18 protein-coding genes and 1 pseudogene are annotated in these 18,026 nt (G+C 64.9%); 9 read left to right on the plus strand and 10 right to left on the minus strand.

The window, feature by feature from the left end:
- Positions 1 to 2 precede the first annotated feature (2 nt).
- Genes UP10_RS21155 through topA form a run of 3 tightly spaced genes read right to left on the minus strand, consistent with a single transcriptional unit; the run spans position 3 to position 5,563 of the window.
- The gene (locus UP10_RS21155; protein ID WP_044589221.1) at positions 3 to 443 is read right to left on the minus strand and encodes a DUF983 domain-containing protein; all 441 of its coding nucleotides are present in this window, start codon (positions 441 to 443) and stop codon (positions 3 to 5) included.
- On the minus strand, positions 443 to 2,812 hold the full coding sequence (rnr, locus tag UP10_RS21160; protein ID WP_044589222.1) for a ribonuclease R: 2,370 nt from the start codon (positions 2,810 to 2,812) through the stop codon (positions 443 to 445). Before rnr ends, UP10_RS21155 begins: the two co-directional genes overlap by 1 nt.
- Complete coding sequence (gene topA / locus UP10_RS21165) at positions 2,813 to 5,563, minus strand: type I DNA topoisomerase (protein WP_044589223.1); 2,751 nt, start codon at positions 5,561 to 5,563, stop codon at positions 2,813 to 2,815.
- Between the two features lie 227 nt (positions 5,564 to 5,790).
- Between topA and UP10_RS21170 the strand changes: the two genes are divergently transcribed.
- Entirely contained in the window at positions 5,791 to 6,030 is a 240-nt protein-coding gene (locus UP10_RS21170; protein ID WP_044589224.1) for a hypothetical protein, read from the plus strand.
- A gap of 244 nt (positions 6,031 to 6,274) precedes the next feature.
- Here UP10_RS21170 and UP10_RS21175 read toward each other — a convergent pair whose 3' ends face one another.
- Positions 6,275 to 6,742, minus strand: a complete 468-nt coding sequence (locus UP10_RS21175; protein WP_245321801.1) for a winged helix-turn-helix transcriptional regulator — start codon at positions 6,740 to 6,742, stop codon at positions 6,275 to 6,277.
- A gap of 166 nt (positions 6,743 to 6,908) precedes the next feature.
- On the opposite strand from UP10_RS21175, the gene UP10_RS21180 reads away from it, so the two are divergent.
- Together UP10_RS21180 and UP10_RS43195 are read left to right on the plus strand one after the other, a co-directional pair.
- Positions 6,909 to 7,682, plus strand: a complete 774-nt coding sequence (locus tag UP10_RS21180) for a glucose 1-dehydrogenase (protein ID WP_044589312.1) — start codon at positions 6,909 to 6,911, stop codon at positions 7,680 to 7,682.
- 119 nt (positions 7,683 to 7,801) lie between these two features.
- Complete coding sequence (locus UP10_RS43195) at positions 7,802 to 8,020, plus strand: hypothetical protein (RefSeq protein ID WP_082070388.1); 219 nt, start codon at positions 7,802 to 7,804, stop codon at positions 8,018 to 8,020.
- A gap of 54 nt (positions 8,021 to 8,074) precedes the next feature.
- Here UP10_RS43195 and UP10_RS21185 read toward each other — a convergent pair whose 3' ends face one another.
- Positions 8,075 to 8,683 carry an FMN-dependent NADH-azoreductase gene (locus UP10_RS21185; RefSeq protein ID WP_044589225.1) on the minus strand — a complete coding sequence of 203 codons (609 nt, stop codon included), beginning with the start codon at positions 8,681 to 8,683 and terminating at the stop codon, positions 8,075 to 8,077.
- A 99-nt stretch (positions 8,684 to 8,782) separates the two neighbouring features.
- Here UP10_RS21185 and UP10_RS21190 point away from each other — a divergent pair, with 99 nt between their 5' ends.
- A complete protein-coding gene (locus UP10_RS21190) occupies positions 8,783 to 9,190 on the plus strand; it encodes a winged helix-turn-helix transcriptional regulator (protein WP_044589226.1) in 408 nt (135 codons plus the stop codon).
- Positions 9,191 to 9,224: 34 nt separating this feature from the next.
- Here the strand turns inward: UP10_RS21190 and dprA are convergent.
- Positions 9,225 to 10,262: pseudogene (gene dprA / locus UP10_RS21195) on the minus strand (DNA-processing protein DprA); the annotation flags it as partial.
- A gap of 439 nt (positions 10,263 to 10,701) precedes the next feature.
- Positions 10,702 to 10,875 (minus strand): hypothetical protein, encoded by a 174-nt coding sequence (locus tag UP10_RS46715; RefSeq protein ID WP_502692227.1) that lies wholly within the window; start codon positions 10,873 to 10,875, stop codon positions 10,702 to 10,704.
- 108 nt (positions 10,876 to 10,983) lie between these two features.
- Between UP10_RS46715 and UP10_RS21210 the strand changes: the two genes are divergently transcribed.
- On the plus strand, positions 10,984 to 12,225 hold the full coding sequence (locus UP10_RS21210; RefSeq protein WP_044589229.1) for an amidase: 1,242 nt from the start codon (positions 10,984 to 10,986) through the stop codon (positions 12,223 to 12,225).
- 10 nt (positions 12,226 to 12,235) lie between these two features.
- On the opposite strand, the gene plsY is transcribed toward UP10_RS21210, so the two are convergent.
- Genes plsY through UP10_RS21225 form a run of 3 tightly spaced genes read right to left on the minus strand, consistent with a single transcriptional unit; the run spans position 12,236 to position 15,112 of the window.
- Positions 12,236 to 12,826: a glycerol-3-phosphate 1-O-acyltransferase PlsY gene (plsY, locus tag UP10_RS21215; protein WP_044589230.1), complete on the minus strand. Its 591-nt coding sequence runs from the start codon at positions 12,824 to 12,826 to the stop codon at positions 12,236 to 12,238.
- Positions 12,827 to 12,852: 26 nt separating this feature from the next.
- Entirely contained in the window at positions 12,853 to 14,154 is a 1,302-nt protein-coding gene (locus tag UP10_RS21220; RefSeq protein ID WP_044589231.1) for a dihydroorotase, read from the minus strand.
- 4 nt (positions 14,155 to 14,158) lie between these two features.
- Positions 14,159 to 15,112, minus strand: a complete 954-nt coding sequence (locus tag UP10_RS21225; RefSeq protein WP_044542570.1) for an aspartate carbamoyltransferase catalytic subunit — start codon at positions 15,110 to 15,112, stop codon at positions 14,159 to 14,161.
- Between the two features lie 137 nt (positions 15,113 to 15,249).
- Here UP10_RS21225 and UP10_RS21230 point away from each other — a divergent pair, with 137 nt between their 5' ends.
- The 4 genes from UP10_RS21230 to UP10_RS21245 all read left to right on the plus strand — a co-directional run bounded on the left by UP10_RS21230 (position 15,250) and on the right by UP10_RS21245 (position 17,934).
- Entirely contained in the window at positions 15,250 to 15,984 is a 735-nt protein-coding gene (locus UP10_RS21230) for a M15 family metallopeptidase (protein WP_197086869.1), read from the plus strand.
- A 133-nt stretch (positions 15,985 to 16,117) separates the two neighbouring features.
- On the plus strand, positions 16,118 to 16,525 hold the full coding sequence (locus UP10_RS21235; RefSeq protein ID WP_044589313.1) for a hypothetical protein: 408 nt from the start codon (positions 16,118 to 16,120) through the stop codon (positions 16,523 to 16,525).
- Positions 16,526 to 16,558: 33 nt separating this feature from the next.
- A complete protein-coding gene (locus UP10_RS21240; protein ID WP_044589233.1) occupies positions 16,559 to 17,011 on the plus strand; it encodes a hypothetical protein in 453 nt (150 codons plus the stop codon).
- A 152-nt stretch (positions 17,012 to 17,163) separates the two neighbouring features.
- A complete protein-coding gene (locus UP10_RS21245; protein WP_044589234.1) occupies positions 17,164 to 17,934 on the plus strand; it encodes a CPBP family intramembrane glutamic endopeptidase in 771 nt (256 codons plus the stop codon).
- The last annotated feature ends 92 nt before the right edge of the window (positions 17,935 to 18,026 follow it).

Raw genomic sequence — 18,026 nt, forward strand, 5'->3', positions numbered from 1 at the left:
AGCTAGACCGGAGGGGTGTCGCTAGGGGCATTTTCGTCAAAGCCACCCATGCGCAACGCCCATTGCAGCCCGATCACGGCGCCCTTCACCGGTTGCAGCAGCGCCAGCGATGCGAACAGCGTGAATGGCAAATAGATCGAAAGCTGCAGCCACACCGGCGGCGAATAATCGGTCTCGATCCACAGTGCGGTCGGGACCACGATATGGCCGACGATGATGATGACGAGATAGGCGGGCAAATCGTCGGCGCGATGTGGCGTGAAATCAAGGTCGCAGACCGGGCAGCGGCCATCGCATTTGAGGAACGCGCGGAACAGTTTGCCCTGACCGCAGCGCGGGCAGCGGCCGCGGAAGCCGCGCTTCATCGCAGTCCATACGTCGCGCTTCTCGGGCTGCGTGGTATCGCGGGTCCAGACAACCGTTGATGGGGTCACCGTTTCCATCACTTGCCTCGTTTCGATTTGCCGGGCTTTTGCTTCCCCGGCTTGCCGCCCTTCTTGTTGCGCGCATTCTTTCCGTGATCCGCCTTGGCAAATCCCTTGGCAAATCCTTTGGCAAATCCTTTGGCAGGTCCCGTGACACGCCGCTCGGGCGTTGCGCCATCGCGCCCGCGTCTTCCGCCACGCGGAATGGCCTGACCATCAGATAATAGCTCAAACCGCAGCGCGCCCGCCACTGGAGCTGCCTCGACCAGGCGCACGTCGACGACGTCGCCGAGCCGGTACATGGTTCCGCTGCGCGAGCCGATCAGCGCGTGGCGGGTTTCGTCATGGTTGAAATATTCGCTGCCGATGGTGCGGATCGGGATCAGGCCGTCGGCGCCGGTGTCATCGAGCTTCACGAACAGGCCGGCACGGGTGACGCCGGAGACGCGGCCCTGGAAGGTGGCGCCGATGCGATCGGCGAGGAAATGCGCGATCAGCCGATCGGCAGTCTCGCGTTCGGCCTTCATGGCGCGGCGTTCGGTGACGGAGATTTGCGCCGCGATCTCGGCGAGTGTCTCCAGCGTTTCGTCCTGCGGCAGCGCGCCTTCGCCGAGGCCCAGCGCACGGATCAGCGCGCGATGCACGATCAGATCGGCGTAGCGGCGGATCGGCGAGGTGAAATGCGCATAGCGGCGCAAGTTCAATCCGAAATGGCCGTAATTCTCGGCGGAATATTCCGCCTGCGCCTGCGAGCGCAGCACCACCTCGTTGACCAGCGGCTCGTAATCCTCGCCCGAGACCTGCGCCAGCACGCGGTTGAATTGTGCGGGCCGCAGCGCGCCGGATTTGGTGAAGGGCAGGTCGAGCGTCTTCAGAAATTCCTGGAGATTGTGAACCTTCTCCTGGCTCGGCTCGTCATGCACACGATAGATCAGCGGGAGGCTTTTCTTCTCCAGCATCTCGGCAGCAGCGACGTTGGCGAGGATCATGAACTCCTCGATCAGCCGGTGCGCATCCAGCCGCTGCGGCACGACCACGCGGTCGACGCTGCCGTCGGGTTTCAAGAGGATCTTGCGCTCGGGCAGATCGAGGTCGAGCGGGTCGCGCTCGTTGCGTGCGAGCTTGACCAGCGCGTAGGCCGTCCACAGCGGTTTGAGGATCGGATCGAGCAGGGGGCCGGTGGTGTCGTCCGGCCTGCCGTCGATCGCGGCCTGCGCCTGCGCATAGTTGAGTTTCGCGGCCGAGCGCATCAGCACGCGATGGAAGGTGTGCGAGCGCTTGCGGCCGTCGGCGCCGATCACCATCCGCACCGCGAGCGCGCCGCGCGGCTCGCCCGGCACCAGCGAGCACAGATCGTTGGAGATCCGCTCCGGCAGCATCGGCACCACGCGGTCGGGGAAGTAGACCGAGTTGCCGCGCTGGAGCGCATCGCGGTCGAGCGCCGAGTCGGGCCGCACATAGAAGGCGACGTCGGCGATCGCGACATGGACGATGTAGCCGCCCTTGTTGTTCGGATCTCCGTCCAGCTCCGCATGCACGGCGTCGTCGTGATCCTTGGCGTCCGGCGGATCGATGGTAACGAGCGGCACATCGCGCCAGTCCTCGCGGCCCTGCAGCGTCGCGGGTTTTGCCTCCTCGGACTCGCGGATCGCGGCGGGTGAGAACACCTGCGGAATGTCGTGGGTGTGGATCGCGATCAGGCTGATCGCCTTCTCGCTCGACAGCGAGCCGAGGCGATCCTTGACGCGGCCGGAGCCGAGCCCGTAGCCGCGGCTGCGCACCAGATCGACGCTGACGAGATCGCCGTCCTCGGCGCCGCCGGTATCGGCGTTGGCGATGTTGAGCTCGCGGCCGGCCTGCTTCTTGTCGACCGGGATCAGTCGTCCGCCGCCGTCAGGGTTGCGGCGGAAGATGCCGAGGATGCGGCTCTTCGTGTGGTCGATCACCTTGATGACGCGGCCGCGGTAGGGCGTGCCGTCGCGTTCGTCTGATACATCGACGTGTAGCAGCGCGCGGTCGCCGACGCCGGCGGCGGTGCCGGGCTTCGGGCGCCGCGGGGTCTCGATGCGGATTTTAGGTGCGGGGCCGTTGTCTTCCGAGTCCCACTCGGCGGGCGTGGCGATCAGCTCGCCATCGCTGTCGCGGCCGGTGATGTCGGCGAGCACGGTCGGCGGCAGTGCGGCCGGCTGAAGGATCTTGCGGCCGTGCTTGGCGACCGTGCCGTCGTCGGCGAGTTCGCGCAGGATCTTCTTCAGCTCGGCGCGGTCGGCGTTCTTCAGGCCGAACTCGCGGGCGATCTCGCGGGTACCGACCTTGCCTGGATTGGCGCGAATGAAAGCGACGATGGCGTCCCGGGCCGGAAAGCCATGGTCGTGTTTTGGTTTCACTTATCCTCTTGCCTTGCCGGCGCTCTTCTTCGCGGGTGCTTTGGTTGGTGCCGCGGGCTTCGCGGCCGAGGTCTTGGCGGCTGACGAGACCGGAGCGCGCGCCTTGCTGATCGCGTCAGATTTCGGCTTTGCGGCGGACTTCTTCGCCGCGGCCTTCTTGGCAGGCTTGGCCTCGGCGTCGCCATCAGGCTTCGCTGATTTGGCCGGCTTCGCGGCTTTCGTCTTCTTGACCTTCTTGCCGCCGCCCTTGGCGGCGCGCTCGTCGATCAACACGATCGCATCGGCAAGCGTCATCTCGTCGGGCGTCTTGTCGTTCGGGATCGTCGCGTTGACGCCACCAGCGGTGACGTAGGCGCCGTAGCGGCCGTTCTTCAGCGCGACTGCGCCGAGCGAGGGGTGATCGCCGAGCGGCTTGCCGGGATCGGCGCCGAAGCGGCGGCCGCTCGGGCCCTTGGCGACCTTCTCCGCAATCAGCGTGACAGCGCGGTTCAGCCCGATGTCGAACACCTCGTCGCCGGACTCGAGGCTGGCATAGGTCTTCTCATGCTTGACGAACGGTCCGAAGCGGCCGAGGCCGGCCGTGATCGGCTCGCCGGTCTCCGGATGCTTGCCGATCTCGCGCGGCAGCGACAGCAGTTTCAGCGCAAGCTCGAGGTCGACATCGCCGGGCGAGGTGCCCTTGGGAATCCCCGCGCGCTTCGGCTTCTCGCCTTCGGCGTAATCCTTCTGCTCGCCGCGTTGGATGTAGGGACCGAACCGGCCGGCCTTCACCACGATATCGAGATCCGTTTCGGGGTCCTTGCCGAGGATGCGGTCGGCACTCTCGGCGTTGTCGGCCGCGAGCGGACGGGTGTAACGGCATTCCGGATAGTTCGAGCAGCCGACGAAGGCGCCGAACTTGCCGGCTTTCAGATTGAGCTTGCCGGTGCCGCAGGTCGGGCACTGCCTGACGTCGCCGCCATCGGCGCGCGGCGGGTAGATGTGCGGGCCCAGCATGCCGTCGAGCGCGTCGAGCACTTCGGCGACCCTGAGGTCCTTGATGTCGTTTACGGCGCCGATGAAGCCGGTCCAGAAATCCTTCAGGACCTGCTGCCAGGGAATCTCGTTGTTGGAGACGCGGTCGAGCTGCTCCTCCAGATCGGCGGTGAAGTCGTACTCGACGTAGCGCGAGAAGAAGTTTTCCAGGAACGCGACCACAACGCGGCCCTTGTCCTCGCCGTGCAGCCGCTTCTTCTCCAGTTTGACGTAGCCGCGGTCCTTCAGCACCTGCAGGATTGAGGCATAGGTCGAGGGACGGCCGATGCCGAGCTCTTCCATCCGCTTCACCAGCGAAGCTTCCGAGAAGCGCGGCGGCGGCTCGGTGAAATGCTGGGTGACGGCAAGGCTCTGGCGCTTCACGGCCTCGCCCGCGCTCATCGCGGGCAGGCGGCGGGACTCATCGTCCTCCTCGTCGTCGCGGCTTTCCTGATAGAGCGCGAGGAAGCCATCGAACTTGATGACCTGACCCGAGGCGCGCAGCTCCAGCGTGCGGGCGCCGGCCTTGGCTTCGATATCGACGGTGGTGCGCTCGAGCTCCGCCGATTCCATCTGGCTTGCGATGGTGCGCTTCCAGATCAGCTCATAGAGCCGCGCCTGGTCGGCATCGAGCCGGCGGCCGATCGAGGCCGGGCGACGCGACAGATCGGTCGGGCGGATCGCTTCGTGCGCTTCCTGGGCGTTCTTGGCCTTGGCCTGGTACTGGCGCGGGGCATCCGGCACATAGGCGTTGCCGTAGTCCTCGCCGATCACCTTGCGGGCCTGGGTGATGGCGGACGGATCGATCTGGACGCCGTCGGTACGCATATAGGTGATGAGGCCGGTGGTCTCGCCGCCGATGTCGATACCTTCATAAAGACGCTGCGCGATGCGCATGGTGTGCGCCGGGGCGAAGCCGAGCTTGCGGCTGGCCTCCTGCTGCAAGGTCGAGGTGGTGAAGGGCGCCTGCGGGTTGCGCCGCGCCGGCTTGGCCTCGACGGTCGCGACCTTGAACAGCGCGGCCTCGATCGCCTTTTTGAGATCCTCGGCTTCCGCGCCGGTGCCGATGTCGAGGCGCTGGATCTTCTTGCCATCGGCACCGACCAGGCGCGCTTCGAAGGCATCGCCACGCGGCGTCAGTAGGGTGGCGACCAGCGACCAGTATTCGCGGGGGACGAACTTCTCGATCTCGAGCTCGCGGTCGCAGACCAGCCGCAGCGCGACCGACTGCACGCGGCCCGCCGAACGCGCGCCGGGCAATTTGCGCCACAGCACGGGGGAGAGCGTGAAGCCGACCAGATAGTCCAGCGCGCGGCGCGCCATATAGGCGTCGACCAGCGCGCCGTCGATCTGGCGCGGCGCCTTCATGGCGTCGGTGACCGCCTGCTTGGTGATGGCGTTGAACACCACGCGCTCGACCTTCTGGTCCTTCAGCGCGCGTTTCTCCTTCATCACTTCAAGCACGTGCCAGGAGATCGCTTCGCCCTCGCGATCAGGGTCGGTTGCGAGAATCAGGCGGTCGGCGCCCTTCAGCGCCTTGGCGATATCGTTGAGCCGGCCGGCGGCCTTGGCATCGATCTCCCAGATCATCTGGAAATTGGCGTCCGGATCGACCGATCCGTTCTTGGCCGGGAGGTCGCGAACATGGCCGAACGACGCCAGGACCTCGTAGGAGGACCCCAGATATTTGTTGATCGTCTTGGCCTTGGCCGGCGACTCCACAATGACGATATTCATGTCATTCCAATGGTTTACAGGAAAATTTGAAGGTCGGTTCCGCTAGACTCGCGGTCCGCCATGTCGGGGCGAACATGGGTGCTGGGGCGGTCCCTGTCAAATCGACAGATATTGAAGGGGCAGTTTTCGGTGTCAGAATCCTATCCCCAGAGTTGAAAAATACGCCCTAGAGTTGCGGCCGGAAACAGCGTATCTCTCTTTACACAGGTGCAGGGGAAGTAGCCTTCTTGAGCAGGACAGAAGGCGGCCGGAAGCGCAAAGCGTCCGGCCGGCGTCGATCGGCGGACGACGATACACGTGGCGAGGGCAGCCCGGATGACGCCCTGGTCCTGATCGCAGCAGCCGCGACCCAACTCGCCGGACTGGCCCAGCGCAACAAATTCAGGGTGCTCGACCACTTGCTTGCGATGGCGCGGCTGGAAGCCGACGAACAGATGCGGGTGCGGAGCAGGCGGAAACTGTCGTGAGGTGGTGTCATCGCCCGCGAAAGCGGGCGATCCAGTATTCCAGAGGCGCCTGTGCTTGAGCCGATGGGCCGCGGCGTACTGGGTCGCCCGGTCCCATGTGCGCAATTGCGTACAGGCCGGGCGATGACAGCCGTGGATGGGACGCAGCCTCGCATTCTCGCGACATGATTTGCCCGAGCTTTCGCGGGAGGGCTTGCCATGTCGGGCAACTCAGTGATCCGGGTTATGCGGGCACAGAGCAACGCTATGCGCTTACGCGTTTGCGTTTCGCCGGCCGCGGCTTCAGCGTGATTGCGCCGGCATCAAGCATGCGGCCGTCCTGCGAATACAGCGCGAGCTTCTTCACCGGCTTGCCGGTGTCGCGGTCGACCATGATCGTTGCGATCTCGTCCGGATGCTCGTCGAACTCCTCGGTCCATTGCCGGAGCGCGACCAGGATCGGGAAGATGCCGCGCCCCTTCGGCGTCAGCACATATTCCTGGTAGACGCTGCCGTCGGAGGCGGGGACCATCTTCAGAATGCCACGCTCGACCAGCGTGCGCAGCCGGCTCGCGAGGATGTTCTTCGCCAGGCCGAGGCTCTCCTGGAATTCGCCGAAGCGACGCCGGCCGAGGCTGGCGTCGCGGATGATCAGCAGCGACCACCAGTCGCCGAACACGTCGAGCGCGCGTGCGACCGGGCAACCGTCACCTGCAAGACTGGTTCGTTTCACGCGAGGTCTCCGGAAAGCTTCTTGTTTGAGCATGATCTCTTCGGAAAACCGCTTCACACTTTTCCGGATCATGCTCGATCATCACGGCCTTGTGTAGTTGCAATATTAAACCAGATATCCTAGTTAGGCAATGAAGTTTAATAATGCAACCACTGAGGAGGCGGACGTGAGACTCGCAAACAAGACGGCGTTGATCACCGGCGGCAATAGCGGCATTGGCCTTGCGACGGCAAAGCTGTTCGTCGCCGAAGGCGCCAGGGTCGTGATCACCGGGCGCAACAAGGAAACGCTCGGGGCCGCGGCGAAGGAATTGGGGCCGAACGGACTTGCGGTGGTGGCCGACGCCACCGACGTCGCGGCGCTCGAAGCCGCGGTGAAGCAGGGTGCGGAGAAATTCGGCAAATACGACGTCGTGTTCGCCAATGCCGGCATTCCCGGGCAGACGCCGCTCGGCGGCACCACGCTTGCGGCGTTCGAGAACGTGATCCGGACCAACCTCACCGGCGTGTTCTTCACGGTGCAGGCGGCTGTGCCCTATCTCAACGACGGCGCGTCCATCATCCTCAACGGCTCGGTGATCTCGGTGCTCGGCAATCCCGGTTATTCCGCCTATGCGGCGAGCAAGGCCGGCGTGCGCGCGATGGCGCGGGTGATGGCCTCGGAACTGTCGCCGCGCAACATCCGCGTCAATGTGGTGGCGCCGGGCGCGGTACGCACACCGATCTGGGGCGCCGCGACCGCGACGCCGGAAGCCGAAAAAATCTTCGAGGCGCGGATCGGCAAGACCACGCCGCTCGGGCGCATGGGTGAACCCCATCACATTTCGAAGACGGTGCTGTTCCTGGCCTCGGACGATTCAGCGCATTTGCAGGGGCAGGAACTGTTCGTCGATGGCGGTGCGACGGCCTCGCCTGCGGGCGCGCCGATCTATCGCGGCTGAATCATCGCTTAATATAAAATCAGCCGGTGTGATCCGCATCACGCCGGCTGAACATTTGCGCATGTAGGGTCGCGCGAGCCAAATCAATTGAACCTTTGACCGACCACCGGGACTCCTGAATGGGCCGGGATTTTTTCAGTGCAGATTCATTTGGAGTTGCCATCATGCCCAAAGCAATTGCGCCAAAATCTGCCCCCATCCCGACATCGGTTCCGGTCTCATCCGCCTCCGAAAGTTCAGATACGTCTCAGCTTGTCACGATCGCATTGTTTTCAGGCATCGGTCTGTTGATTTCACTCGTCGCCGTGATTTGCGGAATCCAGGGCGCCTGGTTCTGACTTCGTCGACCTGACAGCCCGCCGTCGCCGAAGCGACGGCGGGCATTTTTGGCGTCAGGCTGCGTTCAGGCTGCCTGCGGCCAGCAGCGCGCCGGCGACGGCCTTTTCGCGATGCTCAGGGCCGATCTGGATGCCGTCCGCGGAGATGAATACAAGATTCTTGACGCCGATAAAGCCGAACACCCCGCGCAGATAAGTCTCGAGATGCTCGAGCACGGCCATCGGTGTGCCGGCGCCGTAGAAGCCGCCGCGCGAGATCGCGACGATGACGCGCTTGTTGCCGGCCAGCCCCTCGACGCCATTAGCGCCGTATTTGAAGGTCTTGCCCGCAACCACGACGCGGTCGATCCAGGCCTTGAGCTGGCTCGGAATCGTAAAATTGTACATGGGCGCGCCGATCACGACGATATCGGCGGCCAGGAACTCGTCCAGCACGGCTTGTCCGGCAGCGATGTCGTCGCGCAGCGACGGTTCCGGCGTGGCACCCTGGCCGGCGGCGAGGTGGGAGCCAGTGAGGTGGCCAAGCGGGGCCGTGGAGAGGTCGCGATAGGTCACGGCGAGGCCGGGATTGGCCTGGCGCAGCCGCTCGACGGCGGCGGCGGAGACCTGGCGGCTAACGGAGTGGGGGCCGAGGACGCTGGAATCGAGATGCAGGAGTTTCATGGCAGGTGTCACCTTTGGTATATATTTGTAACTGGCGCTATATGAGTGACTGTCGTAAATCTCCGCAAGAACGCACATTTTTGAAACCAGAGCACAGCAATGAGACCCGAGAACATCCGTGTGCCTGCCCTGCCGCCGCTGCCGGGACCGGCAGGTGACCACAGCGATTGCCGCGCGGTGGCCTCGGTGCTGGCGCGGGTCGGCGACAAATGGAGCGTGTTCGTGATCATGGTGCTGATCGACGGGCCACGGCGCTTCAACGAACTCAAGCGCACAATCGCCGGCATCTCGCAGCGGATGCTGACGCTCACCTTGCGCGGGCTGGAGCGCGACGGCCTGGTGACGCGCACGATATTCCCGACCATTCCGCCGCGGGTCGATTACGAATTGACTGATCTTGGTCGCGGACTGGCGGAGCCGGTGAAGGCGCTCGGCCAATGGGCCTTCGCGCATCTGCCGGAGATCGAGGGCGCGCGCACGCGGTTCGACGGGCGGAATCACGGCTGACTCTCCCCGCAAGCGGGGCGAGGCGGACTCCAAGCTAAATCATCGACACCAGTCCGCCGCCGTGGCGCTCGAGCTTGCCGGCTAGGTCGAGCTCCAGCAGCACCGCGCGTGCAACCGCGGGCGATACATCCGCCATCCGGATCAGATCGTCGAGGCTGATCGGGGTCGGGCCGAGCAGATCGATGATCCTGTCGCGGTCGGGCGCGCCGGTGGAAAAATCCAGCGGATCGTCGTCTTCGCGCGCGGACAACATGATCGGCCGCTCCATGATCGGTGCGACGGCGTTGATGACGTCGGCGGCTTCGGTGACCAAGGTCGCGCCCTGTTTGATCAGGTCGTTGGTGCCGGCGGCGCGCGGATCGATCGGCGAGCCCGGCACGGCAAACACCTCGCGGCCCTGTTCGGCCGCCATCCGCGCGGTGATCAGCGAGCCCGAGCGATGCGCGGCCTCGACGATGACAACGCCGAGTGAAGCGCCCGAGATCAGCCGGTTGCGGCGGGCGAAGTCGCGCGCCCGCGGCACATGGCCGAGCGGCATTTCGGAGATCGCAGCACCCTGGTCGAGCAGCGCCGTCAACAAGTCGGTATGCTCCGGCGGATAGATCCGGTCGTGGCCGCCGGCGAGCACCGCGACCGTGCCGCTGGCGACGCTGGCGCGATGCGCCGCCTGGTCGATGCCGCGGGCAAGGCCGTAGATCACGATAAAGCCGGCGTCGCCGAGATCGCGCGCGAGGGTGCCTGCAAATTTCAGTCCGGCGCCGGTGGCGTTGCGCGAGCCGACGATCGCGATGATCGGCCGCGTCAGCACATCGATCGCACCGCGCACGCCGAGCAGCGGCGGCGCATCGTCGATGGCGGCAAGGCACGGCGGATAGGGGGCTTCATCGGGCGCGACGAGATCGACGCCGAACTTTTCGCAGGCGGCGAGTTCGGCGGCGGCGTCCGCCTCGCTTCAGATGCGCCCCGGTCCCGATGCGCCGCCGCGGCGCGCGAGATCGGGCAGCCGCTCCAGCGCGCTCGCCGCATCGCCGAAATGGCGGAGCAGCGATGCAAAAGTGCGCGGGCCCGGTATTATGGCGCGAACGCCACAAGGGTCCGATCAATCTTAGACATCGGCAAATCGCCTAAGGACGATCACGACGGCGAGGACCAAGCCAACCACGCCGCCAGCAGTTCCGGCCAGACCAGAACCAAAGGCGCCACTTACATCCCGGTCGGATAGAGCGAATACCACCATCTCAGCCGCAAGGGCCGTTCCCAGCGTCATAGCAACTACGATTGCGGCGCATTTAAAAAATTCGATCACAAATCGAAGTGCCATATCTTCCTAAATCTAAAGCTCTAGTGCTGGGTACTGGCCTGTTTCCGACACTCGTGGCCTAATTTGGATTTGAGGGTGGCCTGTCTTGAGTTGACCGGGCTTCACGGAAGCCGCTCCAATGACAAGAGGCAGCAGCAACCCCAAAGGAAGCACTTTAACGTATTCACGCATGGGAATCCCCCCGGCCATCCTAGCCTATGGGCGGGATTCCCTGAAACTTCAGGTAGTGGATCCGCCCCGAGTCATGCAGGACCCCTTGTGGCGTTTGCGCCATAATACGGCGCGGGCCGACATTGTCAGAGCGGATCAATCTGAGGCGGTTGAGCCGTTCGGCGTCGGAGATTTTGTGCGGGCGGTCATGCATGCGAGGTGCAGCTTGGCCCAACCGGAGATTGCGATCAACCGGCCCATTGGCTTGCCCGCACGCGAACCGCTGCGTACAAACGGCGGATAGCAGCAGGATGCAGTGCCCATGATCTCACTTGCCGACCTTCAGCAACGCATCGAACGGGGCGCGCTTTCGCCCGATACCGCCATCGGCCAATCGCTGGAGGCGATCGGCGCGCAGGACAAGACCATCGGCGCCTTCGTCCGCACCGATGCGAACGCCCGCGCGCAATCGTCCGGGCCGCTCCGCGGCATCGCGGTCGGCATCAAGGACATTATCGATACCGCCGATTTCCCGACCGAAATGGGTGCACAGATCTACCGTGGCAATCGCCCGCGCGCCGATGCGCCGGTCGTGATGGCCCTGAAGCGCGCCGGCGCCACCATCGTCGGCAAGACCACGACCACGGCGTTCGCGGCGAACGATCCGACCGCGACGCTCAATCCGCATAATCATGGCCATACGCCGGGTGGATCGTCGGCCGGCTCGGCGGCGGCGGTAGGCGCCGGGATGATCCCGCTGGCGTTGGGGACACAGACCGGCGGCTCGGTGATCCGGCCGGCCTCGTTCTGCGGCGTCGCCGCGATCAAGCCGAGCTATCGGCTGCTGCCGACGGTCGGCGTGAAATGTTTCTCGTGGACCCTCGATACGGTCGGGCTGTTCGGCGCCGGCGTGCGCGATGTCGCGGCCGGGCTATCGGCGATGACCCACCGGCCGGAGCTGCTGGTGCCGGCGAGCGTTGCAGCGCCGCGGATCGGCGTGGTGACGCAGGCCTTTGCCGACGCACCGGAGGCGTCGGGCGCGGCGGCGCTGCAGAAGGCGTCGCGTGCGGCGGAAAAGGCTGGCGCATTGGTGCGCGAGCTAGCGATGCCGGAGATCGTCGCGGAGGCGTGGCGCATCCATCCCATCGTGCAGGAGTTCGAGGCGCATCAGTCGTTGGCCTGGGAGTACGGGCAGAATTATGATGCGATGCCGCCGCTGCTGCGTGGCCGGCTCGACGAGAGCAAGAGCGGCACGCCCGCCGAGTACGATGCCGCGATGGACGTCACCCTGCGGGCGCGGCGGGCGCTCGCCGCCATCTTCGACGAGGTCGACGTGCTGCTGACGCTGTCGGCGCCGGGCGCAGCACCTGCGGGTTTGGCGTCGACCGGCGATCCCCGTTACAACCGGCTCTGGACCTTGATGGGTGTGCCCTGCGTCAACGTGCCGGCGCTCGTTGCCGAGGGCGGATTGCCTGTTGGTGTGACCGTGATCGCGAAGTTCGGCGCCGACGCGCAGGCGCTGGCGGCCGCGAGCTTTGTCGAGGAGGCGCTGAAGCGGCAGTAGCGCTGGCGCGCTACGCGCCGATCTTGCCTTCGGTGCCGGCCTGCAGGCGCTTGATGTTCTCGCGGTGCATGTAGAACAGCAGCAGCGTCAGCACGGCGAACAGCGAGGCCAGTGCCGCGTGGCCGAACCACCACAGGAAGATCGGCGTCACGAAGGCCGCGACCAGCGCCGACAGCGACGAATAGCGGCTGGTGTAGGCGGTGCCGAGCCAGATCGCGGCAAAGATCAGCGCCGCCGGCCAGAACAGGCCGAGCAGCACGCCGATATAGGTCGCGACACCCTTGCCGCCCTTGAATTTCAGCCAGATCGGGAAGAGGTGGCCGAGGAAGGCGCCGAGCGCGGCCAGCATCGCCGCGTCAGGGCCGTCATAGGTCCCGGCGATGATGACGGCGATCGTGCCCTTGAGCATGTCCCCGATCAAGGTCGCCGCGGCGAGGCCCTTGTGCCCGGTGCGCAGCACGTTGGTGGCGCCGATATTGCCCGAGCCTACCGAACGCAAATCCTGCGTGCCGGCGAGCCTGGTCAGGATCAGGCCGAACGGGATCGAGCCGAGCAGGTAGCCGATCAGCAATGCGACAATGAGAAACCAATCACCCGACATTGCGGAACCTCCCGTCGCGCCGAGCGCTAGACATGTTCGTACACCGTGCGTCCGCCGACAATCGTCCGCATCACGCGGCCGGAAAAGCGGGCATCGTCGAACGGGGTGTTCTTGCAAAGCGACTTGAGGTCGTCGCGGTCGAGCACCCAGGGCGTCTCGGCGTCGATCACGATCACGTCGGCCGGCGCGCCCGCGCGCAACGTGCCGCCTGCCAGCCCGAGCAATTCGGCCGGCCGCGTCGACATCGCGCGGATCAGCGTCTTGAAATCCATCTCGCCATTGTGGATCAGCCGCAACGCCGCCACCAGCATGGTCTGCAGGCCGACCGCGCCATGTGCCGCTTCCGCGAACGGCAGCCGCTTGACCTCGACGTCCTGCGGATTGTGGTCGCTCATCACGACGTCGATCAGCCCGGAGGCCAGCGCTGCCACCAGCGCCTTGCGGTCGTCCTCGGTGCGTAGCGGCGGCGACAGCTTCAGGAAGGTGCGGTAGGGGCCGATGTCGTTCTCGTTCAGCGTCACATGGTTGATCGAGACCGAGGCCGAGACGTCGAGCCCGGCATCGCGGGCACGCTTGAGGATCTCCAGCGACTCCATCGAGGTCAGCGAGGCCGCGTGATAGCGCCCGCCGGTCAGTGCGACGAGCCGCAGGTCGCGCTCGAGCATGATCGATTCAGCGGCGGTCGGAATCCCGGCCAGCCCGAGCCGCGTCGCAAACTCACCCTCGTTCATCACGCCTTCGCCGACCAGGTTGGGGTCTTCGGTGTGATGCACGATCAGCGCATCGAAATCGCGGGCGTAGGTCAGCGCACGACGCATCACCTGCGCATTGGTGACGCTGCGGTCGCCGTCGGTGAAGGCGACGGCGCCGGCGGCCTTCAGCAGGCCGATCTCGGTCATCTCGTGGCCCTGCATGCCCTTGGTGAGGGCTGCCATCGGGTGGATGTTGACGATCGCGGTGTCGCGGGCGCGGCGCATCACGAAATCGACGGTCGCCGAATTGTCGATCACCGGCGACGTATCCGGCTGGCAGATGATGGTGGTGATGCCGCCGGCCGCCGCGGCCTGGCTGGCGGACGCAAAGGTCTCGCGGTGGCTGGCGCCGGGCTCGCCGACGAAGGCGCGCATGTCGATCAGGCCGGGGGCGACGATCTTGCCGGCGCAATTGACGATGTCGGTGCCTTCAGGGACGCCGGCGGCGCCGATGCCGCGCTTGGCGTCGCGGATCACGCCGTCGGCGATCAGGACGTCGCCAGGGCCGTCGAAATCGCGCGACGGGTCGATGATTCGGGCGTTGGCGAGCAGGATGGGTCTGCGGTCAGTCAGCATGGCGTCACGCGTTCGGCAGGTTGCGGGCCAGTGCTTCAAGCACCGCCATGCGTACCGCCACTCCCATTTCAACCTGTTCGCGGATCAGCGACTGCGCGCCGTCGGCCACAAAAGTGTCGATCTCGACGCCGCGGTTCATCGGTCCCGGATGCATTACGAGCGCGTCCGGCTTGGCATAGCCGAGCTTCTTCTGGTCGAGGCCGAAATAATGGAAATACTCGGCGGTCGACGGAACGAAGGAGCCGTTCATGCGCTCGCGCTGCAGCCGCAGCATCATGACGATGTCGGCGCCCTCAAGCCCCTCGCGCATGTCGCGCGCGACCTCGACGCCCATCCGCTCGATGCCTGCCGGCAACAGCGTGGAGGGCGCCACCACGCGGACGCGGGCGCCCATGGTGTTGAGCAGCAGGATGTTGGAGCGGGCGACGCGCGAATGCAGCACGTCGCCGCAGATCGCGATCACCAGGCCCTCGAGGTGGCCCTTGTTGCGCCGGATCGTGAGCGCGTCGAGCAGCGCCTGGGTCGGGTGCTCGTGGGCGCCATCGCCGGCATTGATCACGGAACCGTCAACCTTGCGCGCGAGCAGTTCCACTGCGCCGGAGGCGTGGTGGCGGACCACCAGGATGTCCGGGTGCATGGCGTTCAGCGTTACCGCGGTGTCCATCAGCGTCTCGCCCTTGCGGGTGGACATCGATGACACCGACATGTTCATGACGTCGGCGCCCAGCCGTTTTCCGGCGATCTCGAACGAGGACTGGGTCCGCGTCGAGGCCTCGAAGAACAGGTTCACCTGGGTGCGGCCGCGCAGCGAGGCGCGTTTTTTGTCGACCTGGCGGTTGAGCTCGACATACTCCTCGGAGAGGTCGAGCAGGCCGGTGATGTCGTGGGCGGAAAGGCCCTCGATGCCCAGCAGATGCCGGTGACCAAGGACGAAAGTCGATTTCAATGATGGGGTCATTAAAGCGAGAGCTATAGGCGCGGATGGCCCAAGGGGCAAGCGCGAAGAGGGGCCGGACGAGTTATCCCCGAGTATGATATCCGCGGCCTCCTGCGGGCGGCCATGACGAGCTGGATGGGACCTCCATGAAGAGAACTATGACGGCTCTCATTGTCGTGATCACGGCGTCGTCCGCCCACGCACAGGGCCTGCCTGACGGCTTCGTGTTCCTGCGCGATATCGACCCGACCATCATCCAGGACATCCGCTACGCCACCTCGAACAATTTCATAGGGCGGCCGATCGTGGGCTATGGCGCCAGCGAATGCGTGGTGACGCGTGAGGTGGGGCTGCGTCTCAAGGCCGTGCAGCAGGAACTCACACGGCAAAAACTGTCGCTGAAGATGTTCGATTGCTACCGGCCGGCGCGTGCGGTCGCCGACATGGTGGCGTGGTCGCAGAACGGCAAGGAAACCGCGGCCGAGCGGCGCTACAATCCAGCCTTCTCGAAAGCGGACCTGTTCCGGCTCGGCTACATCGCCACTCATTCCGGCCATTCGACGGGAGCCGCGGTCGATCTGACGCTGGTCGATCTCGCGGCCGACAATTCCGGTAAATTCGATCCCGCGCGCGACTATGCCGACTGCACGGCGCCGGTGGCAAAGCGCGCCCCGGAGGGCAGCGTCGACATGGGCACCGGCTATGACTGCTCGGATGTGAAGGGCCATACCGCTGCTGGCTCGATCACATCGGCGCAGCGGCGTTGGCGCAGCAGATTGGTGTCGGCGATGGGCCGGCAGGGCTTTGCGAACTATTCCAAGGAATGGTGGCACTTTTCGCTGCCGGGGGCGGGCGGTCAGGCCTACGATTTTCCGATTACGCGGTCGCGCTAGGGCCGGTCGACATTGCCTCAAATGCGAGGCATTTTCGCAAGGGTACGGTTGTCATCGCGAATAGCGGCCGCGCGCGTGTTCAACACTCCTTAATTGCGATCCCGTGATGTACGGCATTGCGGGAGCACGGGTCATGCGTTTAGCCATTGCAGCTGTTGCCGTCGGCGCTTTCGGCATTGCGATTTACGATCAGTACGACAGGAACATGAACTTTCAGCGCGTCGAGGCGCGCATCGCCACTGTCAACGAGCAGTGCTATCTGGAAAAGGTCGAGCGCGGGGTCGTCACCAAGACGACGTTCACCTCCGACCCGGTGCGTTGCGAGGTTGCCGAGCTGCTGCGACGCGATCATCCGAAATGGCAGGGCTACAACGTGAAGCACAAGATCGAGCTGCGCGTCACCTATGTCTCGCCGGTCGATAGCGCCGCGCACACATCGAGCCTGCAACTGACTTTCCTCCCCAACGGCAAACCACTGCGCGCTGGGGACGCATTTCCGATCCTGGCCTCCAAGACCAAGGTCGACGAGACACGCATCTGATCGGCGCCGCTCGGCAGCATGGGAGCATCAAGGATGCGTCTTGGCGTTTACGGGATGATTTGCGTCGGCCTTGCGGCTTTCTATGCCCACAGCGAGTTCGACAAGCGGGTGAACTTCCGGCCGATCGACGCGCGCGTCAGCAGTGTCAAGGACCAGTGCTACATGGACAAGACCGAGGGGCGGCGGAGCTCGAGCTCCGATCTCCTGCCGTGCGAGCTTGCCGTCCTTCTGACGCGCGGCCATCCGAAGTGGCAGGGCTACGACATCAAGCACAAGATCGAGATTCGCTTTGCCTACATCTCCCCGGTGGACGGGGCCACGCATGAGTCGACCATGGAGATGGCGGCGTATCCCGATGGCCGGCCGCTGCGCGCCGGCGACATTTTTCCTGTCCAGGCTTCCAGAAATGACGTGAACAAGACCCGCGCGAGCGACTGGCTGGACGTGCGCCTCGGCCGCCATGCGCCAACGCATGGAAGCGTCTAGGGCACATTTTTGCTGCCCCGTGCGAGCGGGCAGGCTTATGATCCCCCGATTCCATCGCGCCGCAAGCCACGCCGACGTGTACGGTGCAGTGGAACTGTCTGACGAGGACCAGCGCGCACTGCTTGAACGGGCGCTGCGATGAAAGTTTGCTGATGGACGCACTCAATCCCGACATGCCGCCTGCGGCGATCGAACCGCCGCCACGTCAACCGCGGGTCTGGAAATTCTGGGGCACCGCGCTGTGGGCCCTGCTGATTTTCGCCGGGATGTTTCTCGGGCAGCTCGCGGTCATCGTCTATTTCGTGATGCGGCAGGACGGGCCACTGTCGATGGCCGGTCTCACCCATGTGGTCGCCAGCGGTTTGACGATCTCGCTCTCGGTCGTCGCGGGCCTGCCGATGGTCTTGCTGGCGCTGTGGGTCGCGATCCGCCCGACGCGAATCCCGTTTGCCGACTATCTCGGGCTGCGCTGGACGTCGTGGAAGAATGTCATCATCGGCATCGTTGCGCTGGCGGTCCTGGTCGAGGCCTGGGACATGGTGTCCCGCCTGGCGGGCCGCGACGTGACGCCCGGTTTCATGGGCGACGTGCTGAAATCGGCGCAGGCTGACGGTGCGCTATGGCTGCTGGTGATTGCATTCGTTGTTGCCGCGCCGGTGTGGGAAGAGCTGTTCGCCCGCGGCTGGCTCTACCGCGGCTGGTCGCAATCGTTTCTCGGCCCCTATGGCGCGATCGTATTGTCGTCGATCGTCTGGACGGTGATGCACCTGCAGTACGACTGGTTCTTCCTCTGCGAGGTGCTGTCGATCGGGCTCTTGTTCGGCTACTTGCGCTTTCGCACCGGCTCGATTTGGCTGACCATTCTGTTGCACGCGTTGAACAATTTGGCGGCGACGGTGCAGACCTGGTGGCTGGCGGGGTGATTGTTTCCTGTGTTAGGTAGAGCCCAAGCCCACCTTCGCTGCGACGTTGCAGAAAATTCCTTATGTCGAACTTCGAAAATGCCAATGCTCCG

It is taken from the genome of Bradyrhizobium sp. LTSPM299 (genome assembly GCF_000938235.1).
In the GTDB taxonomy this organism is placed as follows: Bacteria; Pseudomonadota; Alphaproteobacteria; order Rhizobiales; family Xanthobacteraceae; genus Bradyrhizobium.

Excerpts from the sequence above, each read along its gene's own strand:
- UP10_RS21155 (WP_044589221.1), bottom strand. The coding sequence starts at position 443 with ATGGAAACGGTGACCCCATCAACGGTTGTCTGGACCCGCGATACCACG.
- topA (WP_044589223.1), bottom strand. The coding sequence starts at position 5,563 with ATGAATATCGTCATTGTGGAGTCGCCGGCCAAGGCCAAGACGATCAAC.
- UP10_RS21235 (WP_044589313.1), top strand. The coding sequence starts at position 16,118 with ATGCGTTTAGCCATTGCAGCTGTTGCCGTCGGCGCTTTCGGCATTGCG.
- UP10_RS21245 (WP_044589234.1), top strand. The coding sequence starts at position 17,164 with ATGGACGCACTCAATCCCGACATGCCGCCTGCGGCGATCGAACCGCCG.
- plsY (WP_044589230.1), bottom strand. The coding sequence starts at position 12,826 with ATGTCGGGTGATTGGTTTCTCATTGTCGCATTGCTGATCGGCTACCTG.
- UP10_RS21210 (WP_044589229.1), top strand. The coding sequence starts at position 10,984 with ATGATCTCACTTGCCGACCTTCAGCAACGCATCGAACGGGGCGCGCTT.
- UP10_RS21230 (WP_197086869.1), top strand. The coding sequence starts at position 15,250 with ATGACGGCTCTCATTGTCGTGATCACGGCGTCGTCCGCCCACGCACAG.
- UP10_RS21240 (WP_044589233.1), top strand. The coding sequence starts at position 16,559 with ATGCGTCTTGGCGTTTACGGGATGATTTGCGTCGGCCTTGCGGCTTTC.
- UP10_RS43195 (WP_082070388.1), top strand. The coding sequence starts at position 7,802 with ATGGGCCGGGATTTTTTCAGTGCAGATTCATTTGGAGTTGCCATCATG.
- UP10_RS21225 (WP_044542570.1), bottom strand. The coding sequence starts at position 15,112 with ATGACCCCATCATTGAAATCGACTTTCGTCCTTGGTCACCGGCATCTG.
- UP10_RS21220 (WP_044589231.1), bottom strand. The coding sequence starts at position 14,154 with ATGCTGACTGACCGCAGACCCATCCTGCTCGCCAACGCCCGAATCATC.
- UP10_RS46715 (WP_502692227.1), bottom strand. The coding sequence starts at position 10,875 with ATGCATGACCGCCCGCACAAAATCTCCGACGCCGAACGGCTCAACCGC.
- UP10_RS21190 (WP_044589226.1), top strand. The coding sequence starts at position 8,783 with ATGAGACCCGAGAACATCCGTGTGCCTGCCCTGCCGCCGCTGCCGGGA.
- UP10_RS21185 (WP_044589225.1), bottom strand. The coding sequence starts at position 8,683 with ATGAAACTCCTGCATCTCGATTCCAGCGTCCTCGGCCCCCACTCCGTT.